The sequence below is a fragment of the Microcoleus sp. BM001215392 genome, from assembly GCF_036700185.1.
GTDB lineage: Bacteria > Cyanobacteriota > Cyanobacteriia > Cyanobacteriales > Microcoleaceae > Microcoleus.
Genome location: NZ_JAUBOJ010000041.1, coordinates 1 through 22666, shown reverse-complemented (window position 1 = coordinate 22666; position 22666 = coordinate 1). Strand labels below are relative to the sequence as shown.

Genomic DNA, 22666 nt, shown 5'->3' with positions numbered 1-22666 from the left:
AATAATTGCCACTGTACTTCACAAACCTGGAATCTGCTGTATTTTTGTCGGTGAAGCGAAAAGAAATGGACGTGGAAGGGAGACCGTATTTAAGTCAGGAGAAAGTAAATGATTCGACTTGACGATCGAGTAGCTATTATTACTGGAAGCGGGCGAGGTTTAGGGGCAGCCTATGCCCACCTGCTTGCGGAAAGAGGAACGCGAGTCCTTATACATGACACAGGCGTTAACAAAGATGGAACCGGATTTGATCCGAACGTAGCGGCTGATGCTGCAAGCAGGATTCGAGAAGCAGGTGGAGTTGCGTTCCCAAGCAACGTAATCCTTGATAGTAGAGATAACTGCCGAAGCCTAGTGGAAACTACGCTCTCGAAGTTTGGCCGCCTCGATATCTTGATCCACAATGCGGGATGGGTTGCCTATCAGTCAGTGCAAGAACTAACGCCTGATTTTCTACAGCGCGCCATCAGTATTAATTTAGAGGCACCAACATGGCTGGCTCAAGCCGCCTTTCCGATTATGAAGCAGCAGAACTACGGACGGATCGTGCTGACGACTTCGGATCGAGCTATTTATCAGCAATATGCACTCAGTGGTCTTGCTCCTTACGCGATGGGGAAAATGGCACAGATAGGTCTGATGAACGTGCTCGCGGTTGAAGGCAAAGAGCATGGAATTCTCGTTAATGCGATTTCGCCGGTAGCCAAAACGCGGATGTGGAATGTACAAGATCAGCCAGAGGATTTGCGACCCGATCAGGTAGCCCCTGGAGTGTTATATCTTGCTTCTCCAGAATGCCGAGAGTCTGGATTTATATTAAGGGCAAGCAATGGTCAATTTACAGCCGCACGCTGGGTCGAGCGCGACAATGTGGACTATCCATTAAACCTTGCTGCTGTTGAAATTTCTACTGCGGAGGATTTGGCTACTCGCTGGCAGGAAATTGCTGCGGATGTTGCGTTTTAAGGACTGGGCTTGTACTTCCGAGATAGTCTGTAGGGAAATAATTGAGATTATTGGTGGGAGCATAGTTGAAAGGATGTGGGTAAGGGTCGATCGATTCGACGGGCTGGCAACATATCCCGCCTGTCGTGACTATGTTGTGCGCGCCACGGCACGCCCGTCGTTCGTGAAGGCACACGCAGACCAGATGGCGCATTTTGCTGCGGCAGACTGAGAAACACGACAACCCATTTGACAAAAAACTAGAGATTTTCAGTAGCTACAATGAGAAAATAGTTTCGTGCAATCTGTGTCAGTGTCGGAAAATCAACCTCCCACCTTCATCTTAGTTGACGGCCACTCCCTGGCCTTTCGCTCCTACTTCGCCTTTGCCAAAAGTCGAGACGGAGGCTTGCGAACTACCACAGGCATTCCCACCAGCGTCTGTTTTGGCTTTCTCAAGTCTCTGCTGGAAGTTATGGCGGCCCACGACCCCCAGTACATGGCGATCGCCTTTGACCTCGCCACGCCCACTTTTCGCCACGAAGCAGACGAAACCTACAAAGCCGGTCGTGCCGAAACACCCGAAGATTTTATCCCCGATCTCAAAAACCTGCAAGAACTCCTGGGCTATCTCAATTTACCAGCAGTCACCGCTCCCGGCTACGAAGCCGACGATGTTTTGGGAACTTTGGCGAATAAAGCCAGCGCCGCGGGTTATGCGGTTAAAATCCTCACGGGCGATCGAGATTTGTTTCAATTAGTAGACACCGAGAAACACATCAGCGTATTGTACTTGAGCACGGATGAACTCAGGCGATCGGGCAAAGGCAAATCCCAAGCATACGGCCCGGAAGCAGTCAAAGAAAAACTCGGTATTATACCAGCACAAGTAATAGATTACAAAGCCCTCTGCGGCGACAAATCCGACAACATTCCCGGAGTCAAAGGCATCGGCGACAAAACCGCCCTGCAATTATTGGAAGCTTACAATACCCTCGACGGCATCTATGCTGCGATCGACGAAATTAAAGGCGCCACCAAGAAAAAGCTAGAAGAAGGCAAAGAAGCAGCCTATCATTCTCAGCGCATGGCGACAATTATTCAAGACGTTCCCCTAGAAATCAACTTAGAAGATTGTCAGCTTAAAGGTTTTGACGAAGCAGCATTGATTCCGATGCTGGAAAAGTTGGAATTTAAAACATTTTTAACCAAAGTCAAACAAATTCAAAAGCGCTTCGGTGGTGTAGAAGAGCAGAAAGAAGTAATAACTAAGCACGAAGAAGCAGAATCAACCAAAGAAGTTACAATCTCTGAACAGCCAAGTAATACTGATAATTCAATAAAGGCATCGCCTGCAACTTCTGACGATCGAGAAGCAGACGCCTTATGGTTTTGGAGTCCTGATGACACCAAAGCCGCCCAGCAAGAAAACCAACTACCAATCAAACCGCGAATCATTCAAACAACCGAACAGTTAAATGAATTAATTCAACTCCTGCAAACCCACACCGACAAAGCCTCGCCCGTGGCGTGGGATACCGAAACCACCGCCTTAGAACCGCGAGACGCCGAATTAGTCGGAATCGGCTGCTGTTGGGGAACCGGCGAACAAGATTTAGCTTACATTCCCACGGGACACAAAACGGGCACAAACTTGGACAAAGCCACGGTTTTAAATGCTTTGCGCCCGATTTTGGAAGGCGAGAATTATCCCAAGGCGCTGCAAAATGCTAAGTTCGATCGATCGATCCTGCGCTGTCAAGGAATCAAACTAGCAGGAGTCGTATTTGACACCATGCTAGCCAGTTACGTACTCAACCCAGAAACCAGCCACAGTCTCAGCGAATTGTCAAGGAAATACTTAAACATTGTCGCCAAAAGTTACAATGAATTAGTACCGAAAAACAAAACAATTGCTGACATCAGCATCCCCGAAGTAGCCAACTACTGCGGCATGGATGTTCACACCACATTTGGGTTAGTAAACAAACTTAGAGCCGAATTAAATCGAGCTGATGAAGGTAGCTTTCCCGGAAAAACTTTGCATGAGTTACTGCTGGAAGTAGAACAGCCCCTCGAACCAGTTTTAGCTGAAATGGAATACTGCGGCATTCGCATTGATTCAGCTTATCTCAATACCCTATCGCAAGAGCTAGAAATTAAATTAGCCCAACTCGAAGAAAATACCTATGAAGCAGCCGGGAGAAAGTTTAATTTAGGTTCGCCAAAACAGCTCAGCGAAATCTTGTTAGAAAAAATCCCCGAACAGTTTCAGAAAAAGTCTCGCAAAACCAAAACGGGATACTCTACAGATGCCGCTGTTTTGGATAAATTGCAAGGAGACCACCCGATTGTAGACGATTTATTGGAACACCGAACATTATCCAAATTAAAGTCAACTTACGTCGATGCTTTGCCGCAGTTGGTGCGTGCGGATACCGGGCGAGTGCATACAGATTTCAACCAAGCTGCAACTGGTACGGGAAGGCTTTCTTCTTCCAATCCAAATTTACAAAATATTCCCATCCGTACCGAGTTTTCGCGGCAAATTCGCAAGGCTTTTTTACCAGAGTCGGGCTGGTTGATGGTGTCGGCTGACTATTCTCAAATTGAACTGCGAATTTTGGCTCATTTGAGTCAAGAACCCGTGTTAATCGAAGCTTACCAAAATAACCGCGACGTGCATACCGTCACGGCTCAACTGTTATTTGAAAAGGAAGAAATAACTCCCGACGAGCGCAGGTTTGGCAAAACGATTAATTTTGGGGTAGTTTACGGTATGGGGGCGATTAAGTTTGGCAAATCGATGGGTAAAAGCGCAGCAGACGGCAAAGAGTTTATTAAGCGATTTAACGAGCGTTACAGTAAGGTGTTTGAATTTTTGGAGCACGTAAAAAAAGAGGCGATCGCCCTAGGCTACGTTTCAACTATACTAGGTCGCCGCCGCTACTTGAATTTCCAGAGCGAAAGCATCCTCGACTTAAAAGGCCGCAATCCCCAAGACATTCACTCCGACAGACTTAAATCTCTCAGCAGAGATGACGCCCAATCTTTGCGCGCCGCAGCCAACGCTCCCATTCAAGGCTCTAGTGCTGATATCATTAAACTTGCCATGATTGAGGTAGACAAAATTTTGCAAAACTATCAGGCGCGGCTGCTGCTGCAAGTTCACGATGAATTAATATTTGAAGTACCTCCCGATGAATGGGAAGAATTGCAGCCCAAAATTAGAACGGCGATGGAAAATGCTCTGCCGCTTAGCGTACCCCTGATAGTTGACATCCACGCAGGGCAAAATTGGATGGAAACTAAATAAAAAAAAGAAAACTATGAGCCAAAATAAAATTGCCCTTTCCCCTACGATCGCCAGCTTGAGTGCAGTTGCTCTGCTTTTCCTACTCACCGGCTGTCCGCAAAAGCTACCGCCCAACAATTATGCTGTCAAACGAGTCAGCGACGGCGATACTCTTGTCGCCAGCGATGCCGCCGGTAAAGATATTAAAGTGCGTTTTGCCTGCGTAGATGCACCGGAAATTGCCCACAAAAACTCCGAAAAAAACAGCAAAAAAGCAGCCGATAAAAATCAGTTCAAGTGGGGCAATTTAGCCCAGCAAAGAATGCAGCAGCTCGTCAAACAAGGGGGCGGTCGCGTCGTTTTGACAGTCACCGATACTGACCGCTACGGCCGTAAAGTTAGCGAGGTTCGCTTGCCAAATGGCACATTTGCTCAAGAAGTTTTGCTGCGCGAAGGATTAGCAATGGTTTATACTCCCTATTTAAAAAATTGTCCGAGTGCAAGTATTGTGAAAGAAGCGGAAGCTGAAGCCAAGAAAAATCGCCGCGGTGTTTGGGGAGATTCTAAGTTTGTACCTGCTTGGAATTTTCGGCACAGCGATAAATGAAGTCCTTAGTCATTAGTCCTTAGTCATTAGTCCTTAGTCATTAGTCATCCGTCATTAGTAAATGTAGGGTGCGTCGCCACGAACAACTCTCGTTGCTATTGAGATATCTCATAGCGACGTACCCTACCACTTATAACGGGGATGAATAACAAAGGAGGTGGTATTACAGGGTAAATGATTTACTCAATTAAACTTAAAAAGCTTAGCAACATAGGTTTCGGTGTACTCCTTTTTTGCGATTGAGGCTATAGCAAAAAGTTTCAACCGATGTGTATATTGACACCAGCAAAATTATGTTGTTAACGCAGAATATCCTAACCTCGATCTGCAATTTGATAAACTCTGTTTCTAAACACCGATGACGAGCATCGTAATTTAGTACAATACAACGAGGACGGGGTGCTGCTCCTAGTATCGGCTATCTGTGGAGTTTGGGCGATAGCTGAGTCGCCAAAAAACGCATACAAGCCCCCGAATTCATTCGTGTCGTTCCCCAAGTTTTAGGCTCCTGTTAAAGCTCCCAGATTCAATGCTCCAAGTCAATCTCAAACTTGTACAGCGAAGCCGAAGTATCTCAAATCTGAAATCTCAACTCGACTGATGCCAGATTCATCACCGGCAAGAGATGAGTTCGATCGCATTTTGAGCAGAGCTTTTTTGGGAAAAGTCAACAAATGTGATAGGCTCCAGATAAATCAATAGACTGCTGACAAAAGCGGTCTATTGCAATCACCCACAAATTATTTTAAGGGGACATCAATGAATATCAAACATCTGGTTATTTCTGGAATTGCACTGCTGCTGGGTACTGCTATTGTAGGAAATGCTATTGCTCAAGAACTGACCAACGAGCAAAAAACTGTTACTTGTCGATTAAAAAATGAATTTGAACAGCGCAAAAGCAACGGTCAGAAATTGGTATTTTGGCCATTAATAGGCACTGTTCGCAAGCAAGTTTCATCTCCTTTTAGAGCCACGCTGCACCCAGATACTGAGTATACTTTTGTTGCCACTTGCGACGGAAATTGCCAGGATTTAAACCTAACTCTCAAGGATGCCAGTGGCCAGGAAATCGGTGCGAGTCAAAAGACCGGCGAACTGGTGTCAATCTCTTTTACTCCTCCATCCCAAGGTGAATATCAAATCACTGCCAAGCCTGGGGAATGCACCAAGGCAGAGGGTTGCAGTTTTGGGATGGGGATCTTCGTTCCTGCCTCTGCTAGCATACCTAATGCTTCAAAACTTCCTGCTGACATAGCACAATTTCAACTTTGCCAGTAGAAAAACAGCGATCGTAAGTTGTGAGTGGCCAGTAGAGTTGAGCCTTTAATCACAAATCTAACTGGCAACTTGCAACTTATAACTCGCTACTAATTATATGTTGTTAATTCCTCAAACCCGGGCTTTGATGGTTTCTTTCTTCGGTTTCCTTTCTGCTGCCTTTGGGCTGCACTGAGCTAGCCCTGTCAAGGCAAGGGCTGCAACACTTGTCTTGCTTGTTGCTTCTTGGTTGTTCGTCGTTGTTCCTTCAACATCTGCTACAATTCGTTAACCATAACTTCTCCAAACTGTCAAGCAGATGGCGCTGTGGAACCATGCAAAGACCCCATAACTGCCGAAATCACGGTCGAAACCAGAACTTTATTTACCCTTAGGCAAGCATCAATTAGAATATAGAGAGTGCCTCTTTGGGTGACGAGTACATTCCCCATGTCTTTAACCTTCGCCTTGAAAAATCAACTGCATAAAACTCCTCAAATAGGGATGAAAAGTCTGTTGGGCCGCTTGGGTATCAGGCATAAAATCGGCTGCGGATACGCCTTGGTCGTTGGTACTGCCATTTTAGGTGCAGTGGTCGGACGGGGAGTAGAATCCTATGAAAAACAGCAAGTTAGAGAAAAACTAACGATCGACCGAGATAAAGCCGAAATCTTGACCAATCTGAATAATACCGCCCAGGAAGTCAGAATTCACCAGCTATTGCTCCTGAATTTGACGGCCAAACCGCAAATTTTCGATCGCGAACGTTCGGACTTTCTGACTCGGGTTGCTCAGATGAGCGGACAGCTAGAACAACTGCAAAGCCAAGCGCAGACTTCTAATTCGAGTGTTGCAACAGATTATCAAGAGATTCAAGAGTTCGCCAAAACCAACAGCAAAACAGTAGAAGCTTACTTCCAAGAAGTCCAGAAACTGCTGGGGAATGCGAAGTTATCTGGTTTGAATCCGCAGCAGCGGCTCTTATTCCAGCAGAACTTGAATAATTTCGCCACGGGGAGCAACGCTGCGAAACTCGAACAGTTTTCGCAGGATTCAGCCAAACTAGCCAGCAGCTTTCGGGACAAAGCAGACGAGGCATTTAGAACCTACGAGCAAGCAGAAAAACTCGGAACTCTGATTTTGGGTTGCTCTCTGCTGGTATCGGCGGCGATCGCAGCCGTACTTGCAGCATACACCAGCAGGGCGATCGCCCGACCGCTCGAAGCCACCACCCTCATCACTCAGCGAGTCACAGAAGAATCGAACTTTGACCTGCAAGTACCAGTTACTACCTCGGACGAAGTAGGAGTGCTGGCAGTTTCGATCAACGAATTGATCCAAAGAGTAGCGGAATACACAGAAGACTTGCAGGAAGCAAAAATAGCAGCCGAAGCTGCCAACAGGTCGAAAAGTGCATTTCTCGCCAACATGAGCCACGAACTGCGTACCCCCCTCAACGCCATCATCAACTACAGCGAAATGCTGCAAGAAGATGCTCAAGATTCCGGTTCCGAAGACTTTCTCCCCGACTTAGAAAAAATTCAAACCGCCGGCAAACATTTGCTCGACATGATCAGCGACATTCTCGATATTTCTAAAATAGAAGCAGGTCATGTGACGCTTTATTTAGAAAATTTCGATGTGGCGACGATGATTGAAGAAGTGATGACTACGGCTCAACCGCTAGTAGAGAAAAAAGGCAATGCTTTAGCGCTGCAAGCAAAAGGCGAACTCGGCACAATGTACGCCGACCAACCGAAAGTCCGACAAATTCTCCTCAATTTGCTCAGCAATGCTGCAAAATTTACCGAAAAAGGCGTGATTACGATCGGCGTCGAAAGAATTAAAAATGCCAAACCTAAACCGACGAAAAGAAATAAAAATAATGATGTTAACTCAGGTTCAAACTACAGTTCTCAACTTTTAATTTTTAGAGTCAGCGATACTGGGATAGGGATGACAGACGAGCAATTAGAGCAGATATTTAAACCGTTTACTCAAGCTGATGCTTCGACTACTAAGAAGTACGGCGGCACGGGTTTGGGATTGACAATTAGCCAGCGTTTGTGTCAAATTCTCGGCGGCGAAATTAGCGTCGAAAGCGAGGACGGTAAAGGTTCAACTTTTATTGTCACTCTCCCAGAACGAGTGGTGATGCAGGCATGAAAACAGTTGACAGTTGACAGTTGACAGTTGACAGTTGACAGTTGACAGTTGGTCGTAGGGTGCGTCGCTATCAACAATCCCTCAAAAAAATTAACAATCTCCGAGCGACGCACCTGACAAAATTAATCAGTTGGCGGTAGGGTGCGGCTCCATCAACAATCCCTAAAAAAATCAACAATCTCGGAGCGACGCACCTGACAAAATTAATCAGCAGTCATTAGCCGTAGCGACGCACCTTACAAAATTAGAACCTGCTCAACCAATGCAATTTTATTAAGGTTTGCCCAATTATTTGGACAACTGTGTATTTTTTAAGTGCAAGTAAGTATGGCTTTAGTTAACGCTTTTCTCTTACTCCAAGAAATTAAAAATCGCAGTCAATCGATGAAACCCTACTAAATAGACAATTAGCGGTCGCTTTCATACGATCGAAACTCATGTGTTGAACCCCAATGCTGAAAATCACTCTCTATAAGATTTTCAGCTTTTGCCAAGAGCGACAGTGACAGAAGAGCGCTAATTAATTTCTGTGCTGGAATCATTGCTAGACTTGCCCCACTTTTTCCTCAGCCAAGGCTCCCACATATCTAGATATTGACCTTGGATAGTGTCGATATTCCCAAATAATAGATCGATTTATCCAAACATTTTGTAGGTAGCAAACATAACTTCAACTTCCCATCCCCATCTTTGAGTAGTTACCGAAATTTTGAGATTATTTGAATTACTTATTTGAATCTCTACCTGGAAATCATCACCAGACAAATTTTGGGCCGCAGCCCCTAAATCAAATTCTTGGGAAACAGATTTTTTAAGTACAATATCCCAAACTCGGTTCCACTTTCCTGAAGATGTTTGTGTGAGCTTCGCCCAATTATGAATAACAATATCATCAGCACTATATTTCATATCGATCGCCCGAACCGAAATTGAACCAGAAGCTGAAACACAGGGCGGAAATACCTATCTCAATATACGGGAACACCGATCCGCTCCCCGTCCGCAACTCCCTACAATGACAATTGTACGAGCAATTAAGCCATTGCCTTGACAGCAGTCATGTTTTTGAATTCAGGGAATTAAAATTTATGCAACCGAATAATCCGAACCAATTTACAGAAAAAGCCTGGGAAGCCCTCAGCCGTACCCCCGAACTCGTTAAAGCAGCTCAGCAGCAGCAGCTAGAAAGCGAACACTTGATGAAGGCGTTGCTGGAACAAGAATCGGGACTCGCTAGCAGCTTATTTAACAAGGCGAAAGTGTCTGTAGCAAAATTGCGCGATCGCACTGATGAGTTTATCAGCCGCCAGCCCAAAATCTCTGGAACTGCCGGCAACGTTTATCTCGGGCGTTCCCTGGATACCCTGCTAGACAGGGCTGAAGCTGATCGCAAAGAGTACGGTGATGAATTTATCTCGATCGAGCATTTGCTCTTAGGTTACGTTAAGGACGATCGCTTTGGTAAAAATCTACTACAAGAATTTAAACTAGATGAAGCCAAGCTTAAAGACATCATCGCCCAAGTCCGGGGGAACAACAAAGTGACAGATCAAAATCCAGAAGGCAAATATGAAGCGCTGGAAAAATACGGCCGAGATTTGACAGAAGCAGCGCGTCAAGGCAAACTCGATCCCGTAATCGGACGAGATGACGAAATTCGCCGCACAATTCAAATTTTGAGCCGCCGCACCAAGAACAACCCTGTACTGATTGGGGAACCGGGAGTAGGAAAAACGGCGATCGCCGAAGGACTCGCCCAACGAATTATCACCGGAGATGTGCCGCAATCTCTCAAAGACAGACAATTAATTAGCTTAGATATGGGCGCGTTAATTGCCGGTGCAAAATTCCGGGGAGAATTTGAGGAACGTTTAAAAGCCGTGCTCAAAGAAGTTATGGACAGCAACGGTAAAGTCATCCTATTTATAGATGAAATTCATACCGTTGTCGGTGCCGGCGCAACTCAAGGATCGATGGATGCCGGCAACTTGCTCAAACCGATGTTAGCCCGGGGTGAATTGCGCTGTATCGGCGCTACAACTCTCGACGAATACCGCAAGTATCTCGAAAAAGATGCGGCTTTAGAACGCCGTTTTCAACAAGTTTATGTTGACCAACCGACTGTTGAAGATACTATTTCGATTTTGCGGGGTTTGAAAGAACGGTACGAAGTTCACCACGGTGTGAAAATTTCTGACAATGCCTTAGTAGCGGCGGCTACTTTGTCAACTCGATATATTAGCGATCGCTTCCTTCCCGACAAAGCGATTGACTTAATGGACGAAGCCGCGGCTAAATTGAAAATGGAGATTACGTCCAAGCCGGAAGAACTCGATGAAATCGATCGCAAGGTTTTGCAGCTAGAAATGGAAAGATTGTCGCTGCAAAAAGAAAGTAATGCTGCATCGATCGACCGTTTGGAAAGACTGGAAAAAGACTTGGCAAACCTCAAGGAACAGCAAAGCGGTTTGAATGCCCAATGGCAATCAGAAAAAGGTGTCATCGGCAGCATTCAAAACATTAAAGAACAGATTGATAAGGTTAACATTGAAATTCAACAAGCTGAATTAAAATATGACCTGAATCGTGCTGCTGAGTTGAAATATAGCAAGTTAACCGAATTGCAAAAACAACTACAAGAAGCAGAATCTAAACTAGCAGCAACTCAAACCACAGGTAAAACTTTGCTGCGGGAAGAAGTCACGGAATCTGACATTGCCGAGATTATTTCTAAGTGGACGGGAATTCCGATTAGCAAGTTGGTTGAATCGGAAATGCAGAAACTCCTGCTATTGGAAGACGAACTCCACAAGCGTGTAATCGGACAAGATGAAGCGGTGACGGCGGTTGCAGATGCTATTGTGCGATCGCGCGCCGGATTGGCCGATCCCAACCGCCCGGTGGCGAGTTTTATCTTCCTCGGCCCCACGGGTGTGGGTAAAACTGAGTTGGCGAAAGCATTAGCATCATACCTGTTCGACACCGAAGAGGCGATCGTCCGCATTGATATGTCGGAATACATGGAGAAACACGCAGTTTCGCGCTTAATTGGCGCGCCTCCGGGATACGTAGGCTACGATGAAGGCGGACAATTAACTGAGGCTGTGCGCCGCCGTCCTTACTCGGTGATTCTATTCGATGAAATCGAGAAAGCGCACCCGGATGTTTTCAATATCATGCTGCAAATTCTTGACGACGGCCGCGTTACGGATGCTCAAGGTCACACGGTTGACTTTAAGAATTCTGTGATTATTATGACATCGAATGTCGGCTCTCAATACATTTTAGATGTGGCGGGAGATAACGAACAAATGCGGAGTCGGGTGATGGAATCGATGCGGGCTACTTTCCGCCCGGAATTCTTGAACCGGATTGATGAGATGATTATCTTCCACGGTTTGAGTAAGCCCGAATTACGGCAAATCGTGCTGTTGCAAGTCAAACGCTTGGAAAAACGTTTAGCCGATCGCAAAATGTCTCTGAAATTGTCGGAATCGGCGATCGACTTCTTAGCCGAAATCGGTTACGATCCCGTGTACGGTGCGCGCCCATTGAAACGGGGAATCCAGCGCGAGTTGGAAACGCAAATGGCGAAGGGTATTTTGCGGGGAGATTTTGCTGACGGCGATACCATTTTTGTGGATATCGAGAATGAAAGGTTGGCGTTTAAGCGGCTACCGGCGCAGTTGGTAACTGCGAAATAATTCGAGTAGGGTGCGCAATGCGCACCTTATTTTTTTGAGGGGCGATCGTTCTTTTTTGAACCGCAGATTTTAGCTGATAGACGCGGATGAACGCGGATGGGATGGGATAGCTGCGCACGCGCGCACTTTTTTGCTCTAAATCACGGTAGGTGCTTGAAAAACTTCTAAAATCTTTTGTTTCAAATTAACTAACTCATCTGTAGCTGCCTGAGCTTCATAAATAGCTTCGGATGCTGCTACAAAAGGATCTGCATTGAGGGCAAAATAGAGTGAATTAACGGCGCGCGCTGTGTGAAATGCCGCTAAATAATCTGATAATTCTATACTGCCTTCTCCCATTTTTTCTTGTAATTCCCACTGAATTTCATCGAGCCGATCGACCAACGATAGAAGTTTGTTTTGAAGTGAAAAATCACCGTATCGTTCTTTTTCCAGCGATTGTAATCCTTCGTCTAGAATTGGGTGACTCAAGCTAGTGCGTTCAATTGCGAATTTACAAGCGACTTTAGCTGCATTTCGCTGTTCGACAATAGTTGCTTGTTTCAGCATTTCCGATTGTTCAGCATCAATAAATTCTAAGCGATTTTCTGTCATTTTGCAATTAACTCCTTGGATTAGATTTTTGGGGACTTGCGACTAAGCCACCAACGCCTTCTATCGTTTGGACGCAGTTTTCACAAATAGGACGCCCTGCTGCTACTGCAATTACTTTACAATCATTTTTAACTGCCCAAGAAACGATGTCAGCTTCTGCATGACCAAAGCCAGGAATAACGGTTTCTCCTAATAGGAGTGCAGACTTTACTCCCGGGCGTAAGTAACCATTGGGTTCGCTGGTTCCTATCACTACTCTGCGGTCTTCTTGGGCATCTTCAATAACCCCAGCACCCATTGTGACTCTAGATTGTGCCGGTGGTGATAGAGCTTGCTGTAAGGCGCTCGCTCGCGTGCGGGCAATGCCTTCAGGATTGCTAAAAAGTTCTGCTTCTGTGTAGTTTTCTGGCAGTGTTATCTCCTTGGTTGTTAAAGATATACGCTGTGGCCATCGCCTGTCTTAAATTTTATACTCCAACACCCTTTGGGTCTCGCGCAAATTCAACTTGGGCGATCGCTCCGGGATTCTTCCTGTTTCTGCTGTTGGCGCTCTCGAACAGATTTTGTCAGCAGGTAGGTTGTCAAACTGCTGACGGATCTGCTTTCTTCTTCTGCCCATTCTTCCAGAGCTTTTTGGATCTCTTCTGGCAGGTATGCGGTAACTCGTCCCCGTGAAGCCATTCGTTGCACTGCAAAACATCTCAATACAGTCCATCTTACGCCGTGCTCATCGCTTAAGTGCGATCGGTTTCTGATTTATCTTTTTTCTGCTCTTGGCGATCTCTGACAGCTTTAGCTGCCACATGGGAAAGCAGGTTTGCCAGGGTTCGATCTTCTTCTTCAGCCCATTCGGACAAGGCTTGATGAACGTCTTCTGGCAATGTAACTGTAACTCGCATACGTGAAGGTATTGAAGGCATTGGCTGACATAGATTTACTGCAACTGTCTTCAATTTTACACTCTCACGTCATTATATACAGTTTTGTGTTATTTGATGTTAAAAACATCGAATTATGCTATAAGTGTATATAGGGTTAAGACCCTAAAACGTCAGAAGCCAGCCCCTTACTGTCCAAGGTTCCGGGCTGGCTCTGGCTCCACAAATATCAATGGAGATGAGTTCTATGTTGACATATAAAGACCGTTTGTGCTGTTGGGCGATCGCCCGACTGTTACCAACTCAGCAATGGATTATTGTTGCGCGCTTCCGCAGTCGCTCCGATGCAGAGGGGCATTTTCAGTTTCTACGACAAACTATACCTCACGCCAAATTCGAGGTTGTGTTTGATTTAAGCGGACAGAGTAACCGTTTATCGGCGTTGTATCGCTCCGACAATGCCCTCGCCAGCGGGTTATAGATTGTAGTTTTCTTGCTGTTTTGAGTTGATGCAATATGGGCGATCGCTCTTTTTGTGAATCAGGGCGATCGCTTTGCAGGAATGTTGGATCGAGAAACCGCAGATGTCGGCGGATGAATGCAGATTAACGCAGATAATTTCAAGAATAAAACAAGCAGAAATGACCGAAAAGCAAAAAGCTATCCTCGATGAAATTCGCGAACTTGCCATTATCGGCAAACAGCAAATTAAACAGGCTCTTGAGGAATCAGCAACAATAGACCAAAAGTGGCGGCGGAAAGCTGATGGTAAACGCGCTGCGGCACAAAAGCTATAAGTTTGAGTAGTGGTGGAGAGAGGCGATCGCTTGTATTGGCGATCGCCTTTTGGGAGCACATCATCTCCGAATTATCGGAACAGCACTCAATGAACCCTGGGTTGTGGTAAAATGCTCGTATATACAGTGCTTCTTCGTTAGTTAAAAATATGCGATCGCAACTAGAACAAATTACACTTCAAGACAGAAATGCCGCTGAAATGGAAATCCGCGACAAGCAGCAGCAAATTAATTACGATACGAGAGAGTATCCACTCGAAATACTCGTTCAAAAATACATGGAAGGAATTAACGATGATACTAATAAATTGTTTATTCCCGACTACCAACGTGAACTTGTTTGGGATGACACCAGGCAATCAAAGTTTATCGAATCGGTAATTTGGGGGCTGCCAATACCTTATCTATTCGTTGTTGATATCGGTCATGATGAAAATGATGAACCACGTTTAGAGATTGTAGACGGTGCACAACGCATTCTTACCATAACTAGATTTGTCAACAACGAATTAATCTTAAGTGGACTCAAAAAATTAGAGCAGTTAAATGGATTTAAGTTTGCTGATTTACTCCTACATCGCCAGAGAAACTTCAACCGAAAGACAGTTCGGGTAATCCAATTAACTAAGGCTGCAAATGAGGAAGTTAGAAGAGATTTATTTGAACGCATACAATCATTTTAATGGCGATATAAATACACTTTACAGACTGTATAAAATCTGATGCAACCTGTTTAACAAATAAATAAAATAGTTGCACGTGTTGAATTCTTGGGAAATTAACTGCTCTGTCATTCATGAATACTGTATTTTTAGATTTTCATACACGCGCCCAAGAAGTGAATGATTACTTCCTTTTTATCGAGAGCTTGGACAAACAGACAACGAAGTTAGCTTTACTCGATACTACGGGCAAATACCAAATTCAAAGCATCGATCTAGAGTTAGCGAAAACGCTCAAAGCAAATGGTTTTTTGTTACTGTATAACTTAATTGAATCCACTATGAGAAATGCGATCGAATCCATATTTGAGTAATTCAAAAATAAAGCAGTCACTTTTGACCAACTCAAACCCGAGATTAAACTGATTGTCCTCCAAAATCTTAAAAATCGTTCTCCTAAGAAAATTTATTTAACAATTAACCAACTCTCTACTGATATCATCACAGCTACATTTGAACGTGAAGAACTGTTTTCAGGAAATGTGGATGCTAGATTAATTAAAGAAATAGCAGACAAATACGGCTTTTCATATAAAACAGACTTTGCTAAAACAAAAAACGGGCAAAATCTTGTTGTGATTAAAAATAATAGAAATGACTTAGCGCACGGCATTAAGTCTTTTGAGGAAGTTGGGCGAGATAAGACAATTAAGCAACTATTAGAAATGAAGGAAGAAGTCGTAGGGTATTTGACGCAAATACTGGAAAATATAAGAGATTATCTTGACAATCAAGAGTATTTGGAAGTAAATACAAATAATCCTTAATTTTAGGCTAAGAGACCGGGTTTCTAGAGTAATTTTGGTTTGGTGGCGACATATCTCATAAGAAACCAGGTTTCTGGGAATGATGGGAGGGGTAAGAAACCGGGTTTCTAGGGTAATTTTGGTTGGGTGGCGAGATATCTCCGAAGAAACCAGGTTTCTGGGAATGATGCGAAGGCTACTTCCGCACCATCACGGACTTAATTACAGCATTGGTTTGATACTTGTTTGTCTCATAAAATCCACCTTTTCCAGCGCCGTAAACTCCCGCAAATTTTTTCCCTTCTGCCTTGGGAACAAACATAATGTTTCTAGTGGGTTGCTTGGCAAATACAATCCCTTCTCTCATTTCATTATCCACGTTATAAGATAAAGTAGCTTTTCCGTAAATCGCCTCTGCTTGTTTCAATGTCATTCCGGGCCCGACGCCTTGAAGTGTTTTATAATTAGGATTTTCTGTCATCAAAAGTTCAATAACATCGGTATCTTTGAGCTTTGTACCCGCAGCATAAACAATTCGATACTGTACTTTTCCTGACTGGCTGACAGCCACAGCGTCAAAGTCTACCATAAAAGGAGACTCTACCTTAAACTGTGCGGTGGAACCGATCGCCTTTTTCAATTCTCCGAAAGTCATCCCCACTTTGGCCGCTCCAATTGTGCGATCGCCAATTGCTACACTTGCAGCAGGAGTTTTTTGAGCAACAGTTGCGAATTCTCCCACTGCTTTTGTACCCACACGCGCCACAGCAGCAGCGGGACTCGAAATTGCTCCCAGATAAGAGCCGATCGCCAATAAAACAGCTATCATCGATCCAGACAAAACTTTAATATTCAACATGACTAATTCTCCTAGATTTCAAATGCGACTCTCTACCCGCATCTTTTGGGCTATCCTGGGCATCACCTTGCTAGTTTGGATTCTCAGAGGAGTCGGCCTCTTGACATTCATTCCCGGTGCTGTTATTTGGATACTGGTTTTGCTTTCTTTTGTTGCGGGCATCCTCAGCACTTTACTGCGTAGGTAATTTGGTATCCGGTAATTAATAATAGTTTTTTAACTGTTCACTGTTCACTGTTAACTGTTGCTACAAATAACTAATGACTAATGACTAATAACTAATGACTAATGACTAATGACTAATGACTAATGACTAATGACTAATGCCCAATGCCCAATGCCCAATGCCCAATGCCCATTATTTGAGTTTCATTGCCTTTCCGACAGTCACATTTAACTGAGCTCCGATCAGCATCGCTAAACAAGAAAGATAAAGCCAGAGCAGCAACACAATAAAAGTCCCGATCGTGCCGTAAGCCCAACTAAAATTGCCTAAATGCAAAACATAAAATCTAAACAAAGCTGAAAGCAGCGCCCACAAAATAGCAGCAAAAACAGCTCCGGAAAAAATCGGAATATCGGCTTGGTGGCGGCTCGGCCCGTAGCGGTAAACAAAGGCAAAAGCAACGGATACAATTCCCAAAGAAATCGGCCACCGCCACAGCCGCCAAACAGCTAAAAGTTCCGACTCTAAAGGGCAATTGCCGGCGAACAACAAGCAATTTTGAACATCTTTTAAATCGCAATTGGCGACGGACTCCAGGAGGCAACTCTGGCGGGCCACAGCTTGCACAATTAAGTCGCTGAGAAATACAGCTCCCGATGCTAGAATTAACAGCACAATTGTACCGATACTCAGCCCCAAGGAAATCAGTTTTGCTTTCACAAAAGAGCGAGTGCGAACGCTGGAGATTTGATGAATTTGATCGAGAGCAGCCATCGCCGCGCTCATTACTCCAGAAAAGGCCCACAGCGATACTACAAAACTTAGTGAAAATAGTTGTGGGTTGCGAATTGAAAGAATTTCTTTGAGGGAATTGCGAATTAAATTTCGCACGTCATTGGGTATAATTTCTCCCAAAAGACCGGCCATTTGATACAGTGTTGATTGCAAAGGTTCAAACAGGGCGATCGCAGACAAGATAGCCAAGAGCCCAGGAAACAGCGCCAGCATAGAATTGTAGGCCATTTCGGCAGACAGCCCCGGCAAGCGCTGCTCTCCCGCTTTCACGCCGACTTCCTTGAGCGTGCTCCAAGTCAAACAGCGACAGAACAGCCAAAAATCACCAAATTTCGTTTTGACAGCTCTCAGCAGCCTCAAAAGTGTCTTAAACAAGGCTAAAATCAGGTAGCGCAACCAGTAATAAATGTTCATAGCTTACAAATTCCCAATGACTAATGACTAATGATCGATGACTAATGACTAATCTAAAATCTAAAATCTAAAATAAACAATATGTCTCAAGATATCAGACAGTGGTTAGATGAAATTAAGCGGCTGCAACAGCAGTTAACAGAGGTTTCGCGCGATCGCGATGACGCTGGTGAAAGTGCGGCTCAATGGCGCCAACTCTACAATACCGAAGCTGAGCAGCGACGGAATGATGCTAAGTTAACTCAGCAAACTATCGATGCTTTGGAAGCACAGATAGAGGAATTTCAAAGTTTCTCCCCGATTGCGCCCGAAGGTGATGAGGCTGGAGTTGCACGCTTGCATGAGGTTGAACAACTGCATACAGTTGGGGAACTTAAAGCTAAGTTAGCAGAAGTTCTCGAAGAGCGCGATCGGGCGATCGAACAAATCAAACAACTGACTCAAGCCCTCAAGCAAGAAGAAGCCCGTCACGCCGAGACTAGCAAAAATTTAACCACCGCCCTCGGAGATGCCATTGACTTGCTCGCTAAAGCACAAACTGTTCCTACTACAAAAATGGAACCAGCACCAGCATATTCTCTAGAAATTGTCCCTACTCGCACCGCAAATCCGGGCGAAACTGCGATCGAAATCCGCCAAAATCCCGCACAAGCCGGCCGGAATCCCGCCCAGCTTCCACCTTCTAAAAACCAGTTACTCGATTTACCGCCGTTTGGGAATTAGGAGTTAGAAAAGCCACTGGCTGCGAAGATTTGTTGTGCGGTTAGCTGCAAATCTGGGAAAATTGACGAGATTAGTCGAGATCCGTTTTGAAACAACTGTCTTTGATATTCATCTTCTCGCAGCGTACAAACTGTAATTGTCGGCTGTTTCGGTTTGCCAATATATTCTCTGCCGCCAATCCCCAAATAATCAACAATCCAATACTCAGGAATTCCCAGCAGGGCATAATCTTCAACTTTGCGGGCGTAGTCGTTCGACCAATTGGTACTCACGACTTCAGCGATTAGTTTAATCGAGTTTCCCGATGTAATTACAGGTTCTTGTTGCCACAATGGCTCATTAATTAGTCGAGTTCGATCTAATACCAGCACATCCGGGCGAAAGGCTGTTGTTGTTCCTAATAATTTGATGAGACAGCGAGGGGGAATAAAATAGGGTAAATCCAGACGGTCAATTTCTACATTTAATTTCCGTCCGAGAAAGGCGCATACTTGTTCGTGCGGCCCCGTTGGTTCCATTTCCGTTAATTCACCATCAATTAGTTCGTAACGCTCGCTGTCGCCGTAGTTAGCAATAAATTCATCAATAGTTAGAATTTTTGGAGGTGATTGAACCATGATGTTTGTTCCTCGTCAGATAGTGCGAGCGGGGATAGCACTCAGGTTTTTGTTGGTAACTCCTAAATAAGATTTTTCTGAACCGCAGAGGACACAGAGAAAGAGAAGAGAGAGAAGATAACAAAGACTTTTCAGTTATACAAGAAAATTTCCTTCTTCCTTCTTCCTTCTTCCTTCTTCCTTAGAGGACACAGACAAAGAGAAGAAAGAGAAGATAACAAAGAGCCTTAATATCTTCTACAACAAAACTTTTCCCCTCTTCCATCCGTTACATCCGTTACATCCGCTACAAAATCCGTTGCCGAACTTCCTTCTGCTTAAAATCCCATCGCGCCAGCCACTGCATCCAGATTCGGAGCAATCCCTTGTTTAAAGTTGTTCTTGCTGTGATTAATTGCCGTATCCGGGTCTTTTAAACCGTTACCGGTGAGCACGCAAACCACTGTTGCTCCTGTCGGAACTTGGTCTTTTACCTTCAGCAAACCAGCTACAGAAGCGGCGCTTGCTGGTTCGCAGAAAATCCCTTCTTCGGATGCTAACAAGCGGTAAGCGTCGAGAATTTCTTCGTCGGTGACAGCAGAAAAACTGCCGCGGCTGGCTTCGGAGGCTGCGATCGCCTGTTTCCAGCTAGCAGGGTTGCCGATCCGAATTGCTGTCGCCAAAGTTTCTGGGTTCGCCACTGGATGTCCCGTTACCAAGGGTGCTGCTCCGGCTGCTTGGAATCCCATCATTCGCGGCAGGCGCGAACATTTGTTCACTTGGTGGTATTGACAAAAACCCATCCAGTATGCAGTGATGTTTCCCGCATTTCCTACGGGAATGCAGAGCCAGTCGGGGGCATCGCCCAGGGCGTCCACTACTTCAAACGCGCCGGTTTTTTGACCTTCCAAGCGGTAAGGGTTGACGGAGTTGACCAAAGTTACGGGATAATTTTCTGCCATAGAACGGACAATTTCTAAAGCCCGATCGAAATTACCGACAATCGAAATCACTTCCGCACCGTAAAGCAAAGCTTGGGCCAGCTTGCCCAAAGCCACGTAACCTTCGGGAATCAACACGAAAGCCCGCATGGACCCGCGTCTGGCGTAGGCTGCCGCCGCTGCCGAAGTATTGCCGGTACTGGCGCAAATTACAGCTTTGGCGCCGGCTTCCTTTGCCTTGGAAATCGCCATGGTCATCCCCCGGTCTTTGAAACTACCAGTGGGGTTGAGGCCGTCGTATTTCACCAGCACGCGCACGTCTCTACCGATGAGAGAGGCGATCGCCGGTGCTGGAATCAGGGGAGTATTGCCCTCGTGGAGTGTGACTACCGGCGTGGTTTCCGTCACCGGCAGGTAGGCGCGATAAGCTTCGATCAAGCCCGGCCAGCCGTAGTGTTTCGGCGAGGCTGCGCGGGCAGCGGAGTTAGCAGCAGAGTCAGTAGCAGGTAGAATCAGGGTCACGATGTCAATGGTTTTAGGCAATGCCCGAGGAATTTACACTAATTTTAGCTCGATCGGTTAATTTAATGTTTGATACGATCCGTTCAGGTTAAAGTAACTTAATGGTGTGAATGTGTAGATATGTCTACTCAATTACTAATGTCAAATAATTCATCCACTCTTTCTCGGCCTCAAGTCACGGCTAGCAATCCCGAAATCGCTAGTTCTGCTACGCTATCGACGGGTTTTGCGCGCAAAGTAGATTCGGTGAAGTGCCCCTACCAAGCCGATCAGCAAGTGAAGTTCCTGCACCTACAGGCAGAAATCGACTCCTTGCTCCTGCAAGTCCAAACCCTCAAACAGCAACGTTCTGTTGCTGGATCTCAAGTTGCGATCGGCAAAATTTCTGCTGTGGGCAACGGCAATTAGCGGCAACTCGTGCTCATTGTGCCGCCCCTGTGGTATAAAAAGTAAAGTTTTGTTAACCGCAGTGTTTTTTTAACCAAAAGCGCTAGCCATTTAATCCGCGGCTAGCGATCGCTAGCATTTGCGAAAACGCGCTTGCCTACTGCTCAACTCGTCTGCTAATTGTCGGTAGCGAGCTGATATTTTACTGCGCTAATTTTGTTAAGCCATCCACATGGCACACGGAGAATCGAAATCAATTTATGACAGCATCGATCGAAAAACCACTAAATTTGACATCCGCAAGTGACACCTCCAACCTGCGCCTGAAAGATATTCTCCAAACCCTGCCGCGCGAAGTGTTTGTCAAAAACCCTCGCAAAGCTTGGACAAAAGTCATCGTCAACGTTCTTCTAGTTGCTGTCGGTTATTTTGGTCTAGCAGTATCGCCTTGGTATTTGCTACCCCTAATGTGGATTTTCACAGGTACCGGATTAACCGGTTTTTTTGTGATCGGCCACGACTGCGGACACCGGTCATTTGCCAACCGCCGCTGGGTAAACGATTTAGTCGGACATCTCGCATTTCTGCCGTTAATTTTTCCGTTTCACGCATGGCGTCACGGACACAATTACCACCACAAGCACACCAACAAAATTGGTGAAGATAATGCTTGGCAACCAATGACAGCAGAAAGCTACGCTGCCGCGCCCAAAGCATTACAAATAGCTTATCGTTTAATCTTCGGCCCAATGTGGTGGGTTGGATCGATCGCCCACTGGGCAAAAGTACACTTTATGTGGTGGCGCTTTAAAGAAGGTCAACAACGCGAACAAGTGCGGTTTTCAGTTTTTGTGGTTTTGATCGGTGCTGCGATCGTATTTCCCACTTTAATTGCCACCACAGGCATTTGGGGATTCATCAAATTTTGGTTAATGCCCTGGATGGTTTACCACTTCTGGATGAGCACCTTCACCATTGTTCACCACACAGCCCCAGACATTTCATTTAAATCACCAGAAGAATGGAACGAAGCCCAAGCCCAACTATCGGGAACAGTTCACTGCGACTATCCCCGCTGGGTTGAGTTTCTGTGCCACGACATTAACGTGCACGTTCCCCACCACCTTTCAACTGCTATACCCTGGTACAACTTGCGCCTAGCCCACAGCAGCTTAAAGGAAAACTGGCAACCTCATCTCTATGAAACCAAATTTTCTTGGTCTTTAATGAAGCGGATTGCCGACAACTGTCATTTGTACAATCCCGCTGGTGGCTATCAGACATTAGAGGAATTTCACGCTCAAGCCAAATAAGTTTGAAACGCGATAAATCTCCGAAAAACCCGGTTTTGTTAAACAAACCGGGTTTTGTTAATATCACCATCGATAGCTAGAATTTTTGATAAATCTTGCTTTTAGCTGACAGTCTCGATCCCCCTAAATCCCCCTTGAAAAGGGGGACTTTGAGCATTTCCTGTCCCCCCTTTTTAAGGGGAGTAGGGGTTGACTTTGAAATTACTCTTGTCCCCCCCTTGGGAAGGGGGGCTAGG

The 22666-nt window shown here is 45.4% G+C and carries 22 protein-coding genes and 1 pseudogene; 14 read left to right on the top strand and 9 right to left on the bottom strand.

Annotated elements, in window-relative coordinates; genetic code table 11:
- The first annotated feature begins 108 nt into the window (after window positions 1-108).
- The 5 genes from QT974_RS07385 to QT974_RS07365 all read left to right on the top strand — a co-directional run bounded on the left by QT974_RS07385 (window position 109) and on the right by QT974_RS07365 (window position 8273).
- The gene (locus QT974_RS07385; protein WP_333467868.1) at window positions 109-966 is read left to right on the top strand and encodes an SDR family NAD(P)-dependent oxidoreductase; all 858 of its coding nucleotides are present in this window, start codon (window positions 109-111) and stop codon (window positions 964-966) included.
- Window positions 967-1243: 277 nt separating this feature from the next.
- Window positions 1244-4261: a DNA polymerase I gene (gene polA, locus QT974_RS07380; protein ID WP_333467867.1), complete on the top strand. Its 3018-nt coding sequence runs from the start codon at window positions 1244-1246 to the stop codon at window positions 4259-4261.
- Between the two features lie 13 nt (window positions 4262-4274).
- Window positions 4275-4847 (top strand): thermonuclease family protein, encoded by a 573-nt coding sequence (locus tag QT974_RS07375; protein WP_333467866.1) that lies wholly within the window; start codon window positions 4275-4277, stop codon window positions 4845-4847.
- A 759-nt stretch (window positions 4848-5606) separates the two neighbouring features.
- On the top strand, window positions 5607-6128 hold the full coding sequence (locus QT974_RS07370; protein WP_333467865.1) for a hypothetical protein: 522 nt from the start codon (window positions 5607-5609) through the stop codon (window positions 6126-6128).
- Window positions 6129-6557: 429 nt separating this feature from the next.
- Window positions 6558-8273 carry a sensor histidine kinase gene (locus QT974_RS07365; RefSeq protein ID WP_333467864.1) on the top strand — a complete coding sequence of 572 codons (1716 nt, stop codon included), beginning with the start codon at window positions 6558-6560 and terminating at the stop codon, window positions 8271-8273.
- 636 nt (window positions 8274-8909) lie between these two features.
- Here the strand turns inward: QT974_RS07365 and QT974_RS07360 are convergent.
- Entirely contained in the window at window positions 8910-9182 is a 273-nt protein-coding gene (locus QT974_RS07360) for a hypothetical protein (RefSeq protein ID WP_333467863.1), read from the bottom strand.
- A 179-nt stretch (window positions 9183-9361) separates the two neighbouring features.
- Between QT974_RS07360 and clpB the strand changes: the two genes are divergently transcribed.
- Entirely contained in the window at window positions 9362-11977 is a 2616-nt protein-coding gene (gene clpB, locus QT974_RS07355) for an ATP-dependent chaperone ClpB (protein WP_333467862.1), read from the top strand.
- Between the two features lie 135 nt (window positions 11978-12112).
- On the opposite strand, the gene QT974_RS07350 is transcribed toward clpB, so the two are convergent.
- From QT974_RS07350 to QT974_RS07335, 4 genes are all read right to left on the bottom strand, one after another.
- Window positions 12113-12571 carry a hypothetical protein gene (locus QT974_RS07350; RefSeq protein WP_333467861.1) on the bottom strand — a complete coding sequence of 153 codons (459 nt, stop codon included), beginning with the start codon at window positions 12569-12571 and terminating at the stop codon, window positions 12113-12115.
- A 7-nt stretch (window positions 12572-12578) separates the two neighbouring features.
- Window positions 12579-12869 (bottom strand): hypothetical protein, encoded by a 291-nt coding sequence (locus QT974_RS07345; protein ID WP_333467860.1) that lies wholly within the window; start codon window positions 12867-12869, stop codon window positions 12579-12581.
- Between the two features lie 203 nt (window positions 12870-13072).
- Entirely contained in the window at window positions 13073-13252 is a 180-nt protein-coding gene (locus QT974_RS07340) for a ribbon-helix-helix domain-containing protein (protein ID WP_333467859.1), read from the bottom strand.
- A 53-nt stretch (window positions 13253-13305) separates the two neighbouring features.
- Window positions 13306-13491: a ribbon-helix-helix domain-containing protein gene (locus tag QT974_RS07335; RefSeq protein ID WP_333467858.1), complete on the bottom strand. Its 186-nt coding sequence runs from the start codon at window positions 13489-13491 to the stop codon at window positions 13306-13308.
- A 205-nt stretch (window positions 13492-13696) separates the two neighbouring features.
- On the opposite strand from QT974_RS07335, the gene QT974_RS07330 reads away from it, so the two are divergent.
- The 4 genes and pseudogenes from QT974_RS07330 to QT974_RS07315 all read left to right on the top strand — a co-directional run bounded on the left by QT974_RS07330 (window position 13697) and on the right by QT974_RS07315 (window position 15735).
- A complete protein-coding gene (locus tag QT974_RS07330) occupies window positions 13697-13930 on the top strand; it encodes a hypothetical protein (RefSeq protein WP_333467857.1) in 234 nt (77 codons plus the stop codon).
- Between the two features lie 160 nt (window positions 13931-14090).
- Entirely contained in the window at window positions 14091-14246 is a 156-nt protein-coding gene (locus QT974_RS07325; RefSeq protein WP_333467856.1) for a hypothetical protein, read from the top strand.
- A gap of 149 nt (window positions 14247-14395) precedes the next feature.
- Window positions 14396-14929 (top strand): DUF262 domain-containing protein, encoded by a 534-nt coding sequence (locus QT974_RS07320; protein ID WP_333467855.1) that lies wholly within the window; start codon window positions 14396-14398, stop codon window positions 14927-14929.
- 113 nt (window positions 14930-15042) lie between these two features.
- Window positions 15043-15735, top strand: a pseudogene (locus QT974_RS07315) (MAE_28990/MAE_18760 family HEPN-like nuclease).
- Window positions 15736-15910: 175 nt separating this feature from the next.
- On the opposite strand, the gene QT974_RS07310 reads toward QT974_RS07315, so the two are convergent.
- Window positions 15911-16573 carry a hypothetical protein gene (locus QT974_RS07310; protein ID WP_333467854.1) on the bottom strand — a complete coding sequence of 221 codons (663 nt, stop codon included), beginning with the start codon at window positions 16571-16573 and terminating at the stop codon, window positions 15911-15913.
- Between QT974_RS07310 and QT974_RS07305 the strand changes: the two genes are divergently transcribed.
- Window positions 16572-16760: a hypothetical protein gene (locus tag QT974_RS07305; protein ID WP_333467853.1), complete on the top strand. Its 189-nt coding sequence runs from the start codon at window positions 16572-16574 to the stop codon at window positions 16758-16760. The genes QT974_RS07310 and QT974_RS07305 overlap by 2 nt on opposite strands.
- 171 nt (window positions 16761-16931) lie before the next feature.
- Here the strand turns inward: QT974_RS07305 and QT974_RS07300 are convergent, their stop codons facing one another.
- Window positions 16932-17948 carry a YihY/virulence factor BrkB family protein gene (locus QT974_RS07300; protein WP_333467852.1) on the bottom strand — a complete coding sequence of 339 codons (1017 nt, stop codon included), beginning with the start codon at window positions 17946-17948 and terminating at the stop codon, window positions 16932-16934.
- Window positions 17949-18029: 81 nt separating this feature from the next.
- Here QT974_RS07300 and QT974_RS07295 point away from each other — a divergent pair, with 81 nt between their 5' ends.
- Window positions 18030-18671 carry a hypothetical protein gene (locus tag QT974_RS07295; protein ID WP_333467851.1) on the top strand — a complete coding sequence of 214 codons (642 nt, stop codon included), beginning with the start codon at window positions 18030-18032 and terminating at the stop codon, window positions 18669-18671.
- On the opposite strand, the gene QT974_RS07290 is transcribed toward QT974_RS07295, so the two are convergent.
- The gene (locus QT974_RS07290) at window positions 18668-19288 is read right to left on the bottom strand and encodes a Uma2 family endonuclease (RefSeq protein WP_333467850.1); all 621 of its coding nucleotides are present in this window, start codon (window positions 19286-19288) and stop codon (window positions 18668-18670) included. The genes QT974_RS07295 and QT974_RS07290 overlap by 4 nt on opposite strands.
- Window positions 19289-19605: 317 nt before the next feature.
- The gene (gene thrC, locus QT974_RS07285) at window positions 19606-20730 is read right to left on the bottom strand and encodes a threonine synthase (protein WP_333467849.1); all 1125 of its coding nucleotides are present in this window, start codon (window positions 20728-20730) and stop codon (window positions 19606-19608) included.
- Window positions 20731-20868: 138 nt separating this feature from the next.
- Between thrC and QT974_RS07280 the strand changes: the two genes are divergently transcribed.
- Window positions 20869-21138 (top strand): hypothetical protein, encoded by a 270-nt coding sequence (locus QT974_RS07280; protein WP_333467848.1) that lies wholly within the window; start codon window positions 20869-20871, stop codon window positions 21136-21138.
- Between the two features lie 239 nt (window positions 21139-21377).
- Window positions 21378-22430, top strand: a complete 1053-nt coding sequence (locus QT974_RS07275) for a fatty acid desaturase (protein ID WP_333467847.1) — start codon at window positions 21378-21380, stop codon at window positions 22428-22430.
- Window positions 22431-22666 lie beyond the last annotated feature (236 nt).